At 66.9% G+C, this 11,926-nt stretch carries 12 protein-coding genes; all 12 read right to left on the bottom strand.

The window, feature by feature from the left end; translation table 11 throughout:
* Positions 1–163: 163 nt before the first annotated feature.
* Entirely contained in the window at positions 164–835 is a 672-nt protein-coding gene (locus tag OHA18_RS09260) for a hypothetical protein (RefSeq protein ID WP_329003474.1), read from the bottom strand.
* A complete protein-coding gene (locus OHA18_RS09265; protein ID WP_329003475.1) occupies positions 835–1,326 on the bottom strand; it encodes a hypothetical protein in 492 nt (163 codons plus the stop codon). Before OHA18_RS09265 ends, OHA18_RS09260 begins: the two co-directional genes overlap by 1 nt.
* A complete protein-coding gene (locus OHA18_RS09270; RefSeq protein ID WP_329003476.1) occupies positions 1,323–2,612 on the bottom strand; it encodes an MlaD family protein in 1,290 nt (429 codons plus the stop codon). The genes OHA18_RS09265 and OHA18_RS09270 overlap by 4 nt, the downstream gene beginning before the upstream one ends.
* On the bottom strand, positions 2,609–3,841 hold the full coding sequence (locus OHA18_RS09275; RefSeq protein WP_329003477.1) for an MCE family protein: 1,233 nt from the start codon (positions 3,839–3,841) through the stop codon (positions 2,609–2,611). The genes OHA18_RS09270 and OHA18_RS09275 overlap by 4 nt, the downstream gene beginning before the upstream one ends.
* Positions 3,838–5,028 (bottom strand): MCE family protein, encoded by a 1,191-nt coding sequence (locus OHA18_RS09280; protein WP_329003478.1) that lies wholly within the window; start codon positions 5,026–5,028, stop codon positions 3,838–3,840. Before OHA18_RS09280 ends, OHA18_RS09275 begins: the two co-directional genes overlap by 4 nt.
* Positions 5,028–6,041, bottom strand: coding sequence for an MCE family protein (locus OHA18_RS09285; RefSeq protein WP_329003479.1), 1,014 nt, complete (start codon positions 6,039–6,041; stop codon positions 5,028–5,030). Before OHA18_RS09285 ends, OHA18_RS09280 begins: the two co-directional genes overlap by 1 nt.
* Positions 6,042–6,201: 160 nt before the next feature.
* The gene (locus OHA18_RS09290; protein WP_329003480.1) at positions 6,202–7,233 is read right to left on the bottom strand and encodes an MCE family protein; all 1,032 of its coding nucleotides are present in this window, start codon (positions 7,231–7,233) and stop codon (positions 6,202–6,204) included.
* Positions 7,230–8,558 (bottom strand): MCE family protein, encoded by a 1,329-nt coding sequence (locus OHA18_RS09295; protein ID WP_329003481.1) that lies wholly within the window; start codon positions 8,556–8,558, stop codon positions 7,230–7,232. Before OHA18_RS09295 ends, OHA18_RS09290 begins: the two co-directional genes overlap by 4 nt.
* A 142-nt stretch (positions 8,559–8,700) precedes the next feature.
* Positions 8,701–9,519, bottom strand: a complete 819-nt coding sequence (locus OHA18_RS09300; protein ID WP_329006075.1) for an MlaE family ABC transporter permease — start codon at positions 9,517–9,519, stop codon at positions 8,701–8,703.
* A 13-nt stretch (positions 9,520–9,532) separates the two neighbouring features.
* Positions 9,533–10,306, bottom strand: a complete 774-nt coding sequence (locus OHA18_RS09305) for an MlaE family ABC transporter permease (protein ID WP_329003482.1) — start codon at positions 10,304–10,306, stop codon at positions 9,533–9,535.
* Positions 10,303–11,250: an ABC transporter ATP-binding protein gene (locus OHA18_RS09310; protein WP_329003483.1), complete on the bottom strand. Its 948-nt coding sequence runs from the start codon at positions 11,248–11,250 to the stop codon at positions 10,303–10,305. The genes OHA18_RS09305 and OHA18_RS09310 overlap by 4 nt, the downstream gene beginning before the upstream one ends.
* Before the next feature lie 222 nt (positions 11,251–11,472).
* Complete coding sequence (gene rplL, locus OHA18_RS09315; protein WP_329003484.1) at positions 11,473–11,862, bottom strand: 50S ribosomal protein L7/L12; 390 nt, start codon at positions 11,860–11,862, stop codon at positions 11,473–11,475.
* Between the last annotated feature and the right edge of the window lie 64 nt (positions 11,863–11,926).

Raw genomic sequence — 11,926 nt, forward strand, 5'->3', positions numbered from 1 at the left:
GCAGCGCAAAGCAATAGGCTACATGATCCAGGCAAGCCTGTCCAATGGGGTCCAATAGTTTGCCGTTGGACCACCCTCTCCGTCAAGGACCGACCCGGGGTCTCCAGTGGGTAGATCACCCACGAGACATCCGGCGTCCTCTTGGTGCGGAGTCACCTAGAGATTACAGTCCGGCGATCTCTTGGACCAGCCATCGATCGCCGTTTCGGACCATTGTGAACCGGGTCCGGTTCAGATCCACCCGGGGACTACCCTTGGTGATCGTGCTCGTCGTCGTCTGGTTGACGAAGATGATCAGCGTGACCCGGTCGGCGTCACCGTCGCGGACCCCGACCTCGCGGACGTCGGCCTTCACCGTGGCCTTGGTCTTGGTGGCCAGTTCGCCGGCCACCTTGGCGGTCGCGTCGAACTTCGCGGCGAAGTCCGGGGTCATCGTCGCGCGGGCGGCGGCGAAGCTTTTGTCCAGGTCACGGTAGTCATAGCTGAGCGCGGTCTCGGCCGCTTTCCGGCCCGCGGCGGCGGCCTGGTCGCGGGCGTCCTCGGCCTGCTTCCCGTGCCACGCCTTCACGCCGAGCACGGCCGTGACGGTGAGCGTGAGGACCACGACCACACCGAGGACGATCGTCAGGACATTGCTCAGCCGATGGTCACGCTCGGTAGTTACGGGGGCCTCAGATCGAGGCTCCGGGACCTCGGGTGTGGCTGGTGTCACATCGTCCTGAAGGTCCTCGGACACCTCCTCCTCGACGACCGGCGTCTCTTCGACCGTGGTCGACGTACCGGAGGAGGTCCGGCGCTGGCCGGCGATGCGGGGGCGGTTGCGACGGTCTGCCATCAGCCCACCACCTGCAGATCGGCGGTCAGCCAGTGGCTCTTCTCCCGGACCAGGTCCAGCTTGATCCGGTACCGGCGCTCGACCCCGTCGGTCGACGCCGTGTTCGTCACCACCGCGTTCACGATCACCAGCACCTGGGCCGAGTCCTTGTCGTTCGAGACCACCGCGGCCTCCTTCACGTCCCCCTTCGAGGTGGCCTTGTTGGCCACCACGTCGGTCTTCACCGCGTCGATCCCGGACTGGAACTCCTGCTTGAACTGCCCGGTCGAGTCGTCCAGCACCCGCTTCGAGTCCGCGTCCCAGGTCTGGTAGTCGTACGTCGTGAAGTCCAGCGCCAACTGCCGCGCAGCCTTCATCGCGCCGTTCCGCTGCGAGTCGGCGGCCCGCTGCTTGCTCAGGCCGACCACCGACAGCGTCAGCCCGGCCAGCGCCACCAGGAGCAGCAGGCTGAGTGCCCAGGCCAGAATCATCCGGCCGTTCCGTGCGATCACTTGCTCGTCACCGGTCCCAGGATCAAGGCCTTCCAGGAGTCGCTGCCGAGCAGCTCCTCCTGACCGCCGGTCGAGCCGAGCGTCAGCGCCGGCATGCCGCCGGACCCGCCGGCCGCACCGGTCACCGGGTCGTACCCGACGCCGTAGCCGGTCCGGTTCAGGTCGCGTGACGACGGGCTCGGCTTGTTCTGCGAGCCGCGGACGTTGATCCCGGTCGACGGGCTCGCCGTACAGCCGGCCTTGGTGTTGGCCGGGGTGTTCGAGGTGGCCTGTGGGACCCGCTTGTCGGTGCCGCCGTACCCGGGCCGGCAGGCCGGCGGGGTCAGGCCCACGACCAGCCCGAAGTGCGCGTCGTAGTGCCCGGTGCCGGGGTCCTTGGCCGGTACGACGTACCCGCCCATCGCCACCGCCGGGTACACCACGAACAGCTGCTCGACGGCATCCAGCCGGACCGCGGTCAGTTCGCTCACCGTCAGCAGGTTACCCAGCAGCACCGCGATGTCCGCGCGGTTGTCCTGGATCAGGCCGGTGATCTGGGTGGACGCGAGCGAGCCCTGGTCGATCACCTTGCGCAGGTTCGCGTCCGAGCTGACCAGGGTGTCGGACAGCAGCGCGAGGTTCTTCGCCCAGGTCTTGATGGCGTCGCCGCTGGCCACCTGGGTGGCGAGCACGGTGTCGCCGTCGTTGATCAGTTTGATCGTCTGCAGCACGTTCGCGTCCGCGGTGTCGATCAGCTGGCCGGAGCTGTCGATGATCTTCTGCAGGTCGGTGCCCTTGCCCTTCAGGGCCGCGCCGAGCTCGCGGACGGTGACCTTCAGGCTGTTCTTGTCGACCGAGTTCACCAGCTGGTCGAGGTTCAGCAGCAGCTCGGTGGTGTCGATCGGGATCGCGGTGTCCTGGCGGGCGATCTTCGAGTTGTTCTGCAGGTACGGCGCTCCCTCGCGGCGCGGCTGCAGGTCGACGTACTGCTCACCGATCGCGGACCGGTTCGCGACCACGGCGAGCAGGTCGTTCGGGATCTTGAACTTCTTCTCGATCACGAGGTTCACGTCGACGCCGTCGGACAGCAGCTTGAGCTGACCGACCCGCCCGACCGGCTGGCCGCGGTACGTCACCTCGGCCCCGGAGAAGATGCCGCCGGACTCGGCGAAGCTGGCGCTGACGGTGTAGTCGGTGTCGACGATCAGCTTGTCGACCTGGGCGTACTTCGCGCCGACGAACGCGACGCCGACGACGGTGATCAGCAGGAACACCATCAACTGGATCCGGACCGCTCTGGTGATCACTTGACCGCCCCCGGCATCAGCGCGCGGGCAAGGTCGGGATCGAACCCGGACCGCTTCAGCTGCGGCGTGCAGACCGGCAGTCCGAGCACCGTGATGCAGGTCGTCGCCGTACCGGTCGGAACCGGGAGCGTCGGCAGCACGCCGCCGCTCTTGCCCGGACTGGTCGGCAGATGCACCGGGAGGCTGATCCGGCCGGTCGGCAGCGCGGTCGGGCCGACCGTCGGCAGGTTGAGTCCGAGCAGGCCCTTCAGCGCCTTCTGCGTGTTCACGTCGACCGTGATTCCGAGGTTGGTGAAGTCACCCTTCGCAGCGTTCGCGGCCTGGTCGGGGAACGGGTAGGTGAACAGCAGCTCCAGCGACTTCGGCAGGTTCGCCCCCGCCTCGGCCAGCTTGGTCAGGATCGGGTACAGCGACTGCAGGTTGGCCACCAGGTCCTTCTGCGCCGATGTGATCACCCGGGTCGCGGTGTTGCCCAGCGTGGCCAGCGCCTGCAGCGTCTTGACCAACGCGGCCCGCTGCTTGTCCAGGGTCGCGATCGACTTCGGCAGCGAGTCGATCGCGGTCGCCAGCGTCACCTTCTGCGCGTTCAGCTTCTTGGCCAGCGCGTCGACCGCGGTGATCGCGGTGACGATGCGCTCCTTGTTCTGGTCGAGGGTGCCGACGAAGGTGTTCAGCTGGGTCAGCACGTCCCGGATGGCGGGCTCGTTGCCGGTCAGCGCCTTGTTCAGCTCCTGGGTGATGATCTGCAGCTGGGCCACGCCGCCGCCGTTCAGCAGCAGCGAGAGCGCAGACAGGACTTCCTCCACCTCGACGTTGCTGGTCGTCCTCGACAACGGGATCAGCTCGCCGTTCTCCAGCTTGCCGCGCGGCTGCTCGGAGCCGGTCGGCCGCGACAGCGACACGAACTTCTCGCCGAGCAGGCTGGTCTGCCGGATGGTGGCGTGCGTGTTGTCCGGCAGGTCGAGGCTCTTCGGCAGCTTGATCCGCACCTTCGCGACGTACCCGTCCAGCCAGACCTTCTCGACCGTGCCGACGGTGACGTCGTCCACCTTCACCGTCGACTTCGGCACCAGGTCCAGCACGTCGGCGAACTCGACAGTGACCGTGTACGACGGCCCCTTGATCTTCGCGCCACCGGGCAACGGCAACGAGTACACGCTGAAATCGCAGCCGGTCAGCAGGGTCGCGAGCGCGAGCACTCCGGCGACGATCGACGTACGGCGTCTCACTTGACCAACCCCCCGAGCGTCGGATCCACCGGATCGGGGCTGTTCAACGGGGCCTTCGGCGCGGGCGCCCACGGCGTACCGGCCGGTCCACCGCTGACGGGCGCGTTGGCGCCGGTCAGCTGGGTGATCAGCGGCAGCTTGGCCAGGGCGTCGAGGACCGGCTTCAGGGCCGAGCAGGTCGACATCGACTGGTTCGCCTGCAGCAGCAGCGAGCAGATGAACGTCGCCGGATCGTCGAGCTGCCCGGGGTTGATGCGCTGGTCCAGCGTGCCGAACTGCGGGTTGTAGATCCGGGCCAGGTTGCCGAGACCGAGCGGCGCGGTGTCGAGCACCTCGGCGATCGCAGCCTTCTCCTTGACCAGGATCTGCGACAGCTGGGTGGCGCTGCTGACCGTGGTCTTCACCAGCCCCCGGTTGTCCTTGACGAACGTCGCGACCTCGCCGAGAGCGGTCGCGAGCAGCGACAGCGCGGCGCCCAGGTCCTTCCGTTCGCCGGCCAGGGTGGTCGAGACCGAGGCGAAGTTCGAGTTGAACTGGCGGACCAGCTGGTCGTTCGCGGCCAGCGCGGACACGAACGTCTGCAACTGCCGGATCGTGTTGAACAACGCCGACGAGTTGCCGGACAGCGTGCTGGTCAGCTTCGAGACGTCGGTGATCGTCTGGTTGAGCTTGGCGCCCTGGCCGTTCAGGTTCTTCGCCGAGACGTCGAGCAGCCGCGCCAGCGCGCCCTGGTCGTTCGCGCCCTTCGGCCCGAGCGCCACGGACAGGTCGTTGAGGCTCTGGTAGATCTGGTCCAGCTCCAGCGGTACGGCGGTCCGCTCGATCGGGATCTGGGCGCCGTCGGCCATCACATCGCCCTTGGAGTACACCGGGGTGAGCTGGATGTACCGGTCGGCGACGATCGACGGCGAGGCGATCACTGCCTTCGCGGTCGCCGGCACCTTGTGCTTGGCGTCCCACCAGAACTTCACCCGGACGGTCCGGCCGGCCGGAGTGATGCTCTCCACCTCGCCGACCTTGATGCCGAGGATCCGGACGTCGGATCCTGGGTACACCGAGACGGCGCGCGGGAAGTACGCCGTCGCCGTCACCCGGGCGGGCTTCGGCCACAGCGTCACGACGCTGACCGCGAGGATCACCACGACCACGCCGATCGCGATCAGCCGGGACAGGGCGTTGACCTTCATCAGCCGCCACCTCCCAGGATCGCCGGCAGGCCGGGAATCGGAACCTTGGGCAGCGGGATCTCCGGGACCGGCGCCAGGTTCTGCAGGTAGGTGTCGAACCACGGCCCGGTGCCGAGTGTGTTCGTGAAGACCCGGACGAACGGCGCGAGGCCCTTGATGCTCGCGTCCAGGGAGGTTTGGTTCTGCAGCAGGACGGCGAGGACCGCGTTGACCTTCTGCAGGGTCGGGGCGAGGTCCTTGCGGTTCTCCCGGACCAGCGCGGTGATCTGCGCGGACAGCTGCTGCGTCGACACCAGCAGCTGGTGGATCAGCGCCCGCCGGGCCTGGACGGCCTGGAACACGGTGTTGCCGTCCTTCATCAGCTTGATCAGCTGCTGGTTGCGGTCGGCAAGGACCTTGGTGACCACGTTCGAGTGCTGGAGCAACAGTTTGAGCTGCTCGTCCCGCTTGGCGACGTTGCGCGACAGCCGGGACAGTCCGGTCAGCGAGGCCTGCACCTCTTCCGGGGTGTTCTTGAACGTCGCCGACAACGTGTCCAGGGCCTTGGCCAGCTGGGCGGTGTTGATCCGGTCGGTCGTGTTGGCCAGATCGGTGAAGGCGTCCACGACGTCGTACGCCGAGATGGTCCGGGCCAGCGGGATCTCGGAGCCGGGCTTGAGCTCGCCCTGGCCGGCCGGGTCGAGCTTCAGGTACTTCTGCCCGAGCAGGGTCTTGATCTTCATCTCGGCGCCGGTCTGGTCGCCGAGCTTGACGCCCTTGTCGACCACGAAGTCGACCCGGACGTGGGTGCCTTCGAGCTCGACCTTGCGGACCTTGCCGACCCGGACGCCGGCCACCCGGATCTCGTCGTTCGCCTTCAGGCCGCCGGCCTCGGAGAACTGCGCGGAGTACTTCGTCCCGCCGCCGATCAGCGGCAGGTCCTGCGCCTTGAACGCGGCCAGCATGATCAGCCCGATCACGGTCAGCCCGATCACGCCGATCGTCACCTGGTTCTGCTCGCGGAACGGCCTCACGGAGTGACCCCCCTCGGCTGTTGGTGCGTAGCTCCGGTGTCCAGGTGGGTGCATCGCAAGGCGGAGGAGGTGCTCGATGCGGGTTTCATCGTGCGCCGACGACAACGCAGCGAGGTGCCCGCCTGGGCGCCGGAGATGCGTGCCGAACAGTCGAGGGGGGTCACTTTGTGCACCTCGCCGAGTTGAGGTCGTAGGCGACCGGAACGCGGGTCCCCGTCGGCAGCGTGACGTTGCCGTCGAAGTTGCACAGGTAGAAGTTGAACCAGGAGCCGTACGACGCGGTGCGGGTCATCGTGTTCAGCTTCTGCGGCATGAACTGCAGGGTCTTGACCCAGATCGCCTGGGTGTCGTCCAGCGTGGAGGCGGTGATCCGCAGCTTGTCCAGGTCGGCCTTGATCGGCACCCGGGTCTGCTGCAGCAGGCCGGCGGTCTTGGTGTTCAGCGAGTTGATCGAGCCGAGCGAGTTCAGGATCGGGGTGACGTCCTGGCTCAGTCCGGTGATGAACTGCTGCAGGTTGACCAGCAGCTGGGAGAAGTTCTGCTGCCGCTGGGAGACGATCTGCAGGGTCGACGTCAGGTTCGTGATCAGGTCGCCGATGACCTGGTCCGCGTCGGCCAGCGTGGTGGTCAGCGACGCGGTCTTGGCCAGCAGCGACTCGATCGTGCCGCCCTCGCCCTGCAGCACCTTGATCACCTCGAACGCGAACTGGTTCACGTCCGCCGGCGTCAGCGCGGTGAACAGCGGCTTGAAACCGTTGAACAGCACCGACAGGTCGAGCGCGGGGGTCGTGTGCTCCTTGGGGATGATCCCGTTCTTCTTCAGCCGCTGGCCACCGCCGACGCCGTCGGTCAGCGCGATGTACCGGTTGCCGACCAGGTTGCGGTACCGCAGCGTGGCGTGTGTCGAGGTGTCGACGACCTGGTCGGAATCGACGCTGAACGTCACCAGCGCCAAGGTGTTCTGGTACAGCTGGATCTTGTCGACCTGGCCGACCTTCACACCGGCGATCCGGATGTCGTCACCCTGGTTCAGCCCGACCGCGTCGGTGAACACGGCTTTGTACTTCGTCGTGGAGTTGAAGGTGATGTTGCCGATCGTGACCGCGAGCAGCGCGGTCGCGATCGTGGTGACCACCACGAAGATCCCGAGCCGGACGGTGTCGAACGTCGTCTTCTTGTCGAAGAAACTCACTTCAGGTTCACCTGGCCTCCGCGGAGCAGGGGGCCGACCATCAGTGTGGTCAGGTCCGGTACGTCGCTCGGGGCGAGACCCATCTCGGGGCCGACGACCGAGTCGATCACCTTCTGCTCCGCCGGCGTACCGACGCCCTGGGTGTCCATCGCGAACCCGGGCATCGCCCGGTTCAGCTGGACGTTGAGGGGGAAGCGCTGGTTCTTGCCGTGGTCGCCGATCACGCCGTCGTCACCGGTCACGTACGGCGCCGGGTTCTCCTGGTTGTACGGCCCGGGCTTCTCCCCCGGGACGCTGTAGTCCTTGCCGACACAGGTCGGGCCGCGGTGGTCCTTGTAGGCCGGGAGCTCGTTCGGCTCGTACGGCGTGGGCTGGTTGGTGATCAACTCGAGGTTGATGTTCAGCCGCCCGTCGCGGAACGTGTCGTTCAGGATCGGGGCGGTGTCCGCCATCACCTGGAGGAAGCACGGCACCTCGGGCGAGTACTCCTCGAGCAGGTCGAGCACCGGGCGGCTGACCTGGCCGAGCCGGATCACGCGGTCCTCGTTCTCCTTCAGGAACGCGTTGCCGGTCGTCGACAGGTTCTGCACGTTGCCGAAGAACTGCTGCAGCTGCTGCTCCTTCTCCACCACGGTGTTGCCGGTGATGGTCAGGTTTCGCAGGGCCCGGACCAGGTCGGGCGTCACGTCGCCGTACAGATCGGAGACCTGGGTGAGCTTGACCAGGGCGTCCATCAGCTTCGGGATGCTCGGGTTCAGCTTCTTCAGGTAGCCGTCGAGCTGGGTCAGCGTGCCGGCGATCTCGGTGCCGCGGCCTTCGAGCGCGGTGGCCAGCGTGTTCAGCGTGGCGTTCAGGTCGGCCGGGTCGACGGCCTGCAGCAGCGGCAGGGCGTCGTTCAGCACCTTCTCGATCTCGATGCCGACCGCGGTCTTGTCCCGGCTGATCACGTCGCCGGCCTTGATGTGGCTGCCTTCGGGGCCCTTCGGCGGCACCAGGGCGACGTACTTCTCACCGAACAGTGTCTTCGGCAGGATCCGGGCACTGACCGCGCTGGAGATCTCGTCGACCTGATCGGGCTTCAGCGACAAGCGGACGGTCGCCTCGTCGCCGTCGGTGGAGACCCCGCGGACCTCGCCGACGATGATGCCGCGCAGCTTCACGTCCGCGTGCTCGTTCAGCTGCAGGCCGATGTGGCTCGTCTTCAGCTCCACGTCCACGGTCTTGGTGAAGACCTTCGCGTAGAACGCGTAGGTCAACCAGAGCAGGAAGCACAGCACGCCGATGAACGCGACGCCCAGGACCTTGTGCGAGATCAGTCTGGTCACGGGGCCTCCCGTCCTGGACTGAGGAGCGGAGGGAGCGGAGGGAGCGGAGCGACCGGAGCGACCGGAGCGACCGGAGCGACGAGGGAAGGACGGGAGGCAAAGCCCCGTGACCCAGCGCGCCGGAGGCGTGCAATCAATAGAGTCATCCGGCCAGCCTCACGGTGGTCGTCGTACCCCAGATGGCCATCGACAGGAGCAGGTCGACGACGTTGATGACGACGATGGACGTCCGTACGGCGCGACCGACGGCGACGCCCACACCGGCCGGGCCACCGGTCGCGTGGTAGCCGTGGTAGCAGTGCACCAGGATGACCAGCACCGAGAACACCAGCACCTTGCCGAACGACCAGAGCACGTCTCCGGGTGGCAAGAACAGATGGAAGTAGTGGTCGTACGTACCCGTGCTCTGCCCGTAGAACGTGGTCACAGTGAGCCGGGTCGCGAAGTACGACGACAGCAGTCCGACGACGTACAGCGGGATGACGGCGACGAGTCCCGCGATGATCCGCGTCGTCACCAGGAACGGCAGCGACGGGATCGCCATCACCTCGAGGGCGTCGATCTCCTCGCTGATCCGCATCGCGCCGAGCTGCGCGGTGAAACCACAGCCGACCGTCGCGGCCAGTGCGATGCCGGCGATCAGGGGGCCGATCTCACGGGTGTTGATGTACGCCGACACGAAGCCCGCGAACGCCGACGTACCGATCTGGTTCAGCGCCGAGTAGCCCTGCAGGCCGACCTCGGTGCCGGTGAAGAACGCCAGGAACGTGATCACGCCGACCGTGCCGCCGATCACCGCGAGCGCGCCGGTGCCGAGCGTCACCTCGGCCAGCAGCCGGAAGATCTCCCGCTTGTACCGGGTCACGGACTTGCCGGACCAGGCCAGCGCCTTGATGTAGAAGGCGAGCTGCTCGCCGAGGTGGTCGAGCGAGTTCAGCGGCTTCTTGACCAGGTTGTCCATCAGGGCCGACACGTCAGGCCCCCTTCGGCGGGACGAGCTGGAAGTAGATCGCGGTCATCGAGAAGTTCGCGACGAACAGCAGCATGAACGTAATGACGACGGACTGGTTCACCGCGTCGCCGACACCCTTCGGGCCGCCGCCCGCGTTCACACCCTTGTACGACGCGACCACCGCCGCGATGAACCCGAACACCAGCGCCTTCGCCTGGCCCTGCCACAGGTCAGGAAGGTGCGCGAGCGCCGTGAAGCTCGCGATGTAGCTGCCGGGCGTGCCGTCCTGCAGGACGACGTTGAAGACGTAGCCGCCCATCACACCGACCACGCTGACGAACCCGTTCAGGAAGAACGCGACGAGCATCGTCGCCAGCACCCGCGGTACGACCAGACGCTGGATCGGGTCGATGCCGAGCACCATCATCGCGTCGAGCTCTTCGCGGATCTTCCGCGAGCCGAGGTCCGCGCAGATCGCCGAGCCACCAGCCCCGGCGATCAGCAGCGCGGTCGCGATCGGCGACGCCTCCCGGACGACGGCCAGCACCGCGGCGGAGCCGGTGAATGCCTGCGCACCGAACTGCTTGATCAGGCCGCCGACCTGCAGCGCGATCACCGCGCCGAACGGGATGGCGACGAGCGCGGTCGGGATGATCGTCACGCTCGCGACGAACCAGGCCTGCTGGAGGAACTCCTTCAGCTGGAACGGCCGGCGGAACGTGGCCCGGCCGGTGTCGAGAGCGAAAGCGAACAGCGAACCTGCGTGCTTCAGCGGGGCGGTTGCAGAAACAGTCACCGAGCCCCCACTGTTGCGGATTCGAACGAGCCGGGTGGCGGGGTCACCCCGTTGTCCCGGCACCACGCGCCTGGCTCCCGCTGCGTCGGCCGGAGCATGCCGCTGCTGGGCAGCTGCTGGATCGGGATCGGCGGCAGCGGCGGCAGCTCCTGGCCGGCCTCCGCGGCCAGCTCCTCGGCGTCCTTCTCCTCGGACATGCCGATCGGGCCGACCATCTGCGCGTTCAGGAACTGCCGGACCACCGGCTCCTCGCTGGACAGCAGCATCTCGCGCGGACCGAACATGGCCAGGTGCCGGTGGTACAGCATGCCGATGTTGTCCGGGACCGTCCGCGCCGTGTTCACGTCGTGGGTGACGATCAGGAAGGTCGGGCTGAACGCCTCGTTCAGATCGATCATGACCTGGTTCAGGAACGACGTACGGACCGGGTCCAGACCGGAGTCGGGCTCGTCGACGAGCAGGATCTCGGGGTCGAGGACCAGCGCCCGGGCCAGGCCGGCCCGCTTGCGCATCCCGCCGGAGATCTCGCCGGGCAGCTTCCGCTCGGCGCCGACCAGGCCGACCATCTCCATCTTCTCCATCACGATGGAGCGGATGTCGGACTCGGACTTCTTGGTGTGCTCACGCAGCGGGAAGGCGACGTTGTCGTACAGGTTCATCGAGCCGAACATGGCGCCGTCCTGGAACAGCACCCCGAACAGCCGCCGGATGTCGTACAGCTCGCGCTCGCTGCAGGTGGCGATGTCGGTGCCTTCGATCCACACGTGTCCCTTGTCGGGCTTCAGCAGCCCGATCAGCGTCTTCAGGAACACGGACTTGCCGGTGCCGGACGGGCCGAGCATCACGCAGATCTCACCGGCCGGCAGCGTCAGGGACACGTCGCCCCAGATCAGCTGGCTGCCGAAGGACTTGGTGAGACCTTCGACGCGGACTTCTACGCCCACCGGCCCTCCTCACGGGAATGTTCTGGCTGCCCCGAACCGACGAGTACGCGGTTCCAACGACGGAGCAGTGGCCTAGGTTACGCACGAGTACGGTTTTGCGTAACCCCTGGAAGTCAAGCGGTTGCGATACTAACCATCACGTAATGGCAGAAGGGCGGCCCCCTTGCAGGGACCGCCCTTCTCTACACATTCGTTACGCTCCTTGACGGAACGTAAGCGAGGTCACTTCAGCGTGACGGTGGCCCCGGCGCCCTCGAGGGCCTCCTTGGCCTTCTCCGCGGCAGCCTTGTCGACCTTCTCCAGGACGGCCTTCGGGGCCGCCTCGACGAGGTCCTTGGCCTCCTTCAGCCCAAGGCTGGTGAGACCGCGCACCTCCTTGATGACCTGGATCTTCTTGTCGCCGGCGCTCTCGAGAACGACGTCGAACTCGTCCTGCTCGGCGGCCTCTTCGGCCGGCGCACCGCCGGCCGGCTGACCCGGGGCGGCAACGGCGACCGGGGCGGCGGCGGTGACGCCGAACTCCTCCTCGAACGCCTTAACGAACTCCGACAGCTCCAGCAGGGTCAGTTCCTTGAACTGGCCGAGGAGCTCTTCGGTGCTGAGCTTCGCCATGATGGCGGTCCTTCCTGACAAATGTTGCTTGGTGATCACTGATGGGGTATTGCGGTTGAGATCT

The sequence above is a fragment of the Kribbella sp. NBC_00709 genome (genome assembly GCF_036226565.1).
GTDB lineage: Bacteria > Actinomycetota > Actinomycetes > Propionibacteriales > Kribbellaceae > Kribbella.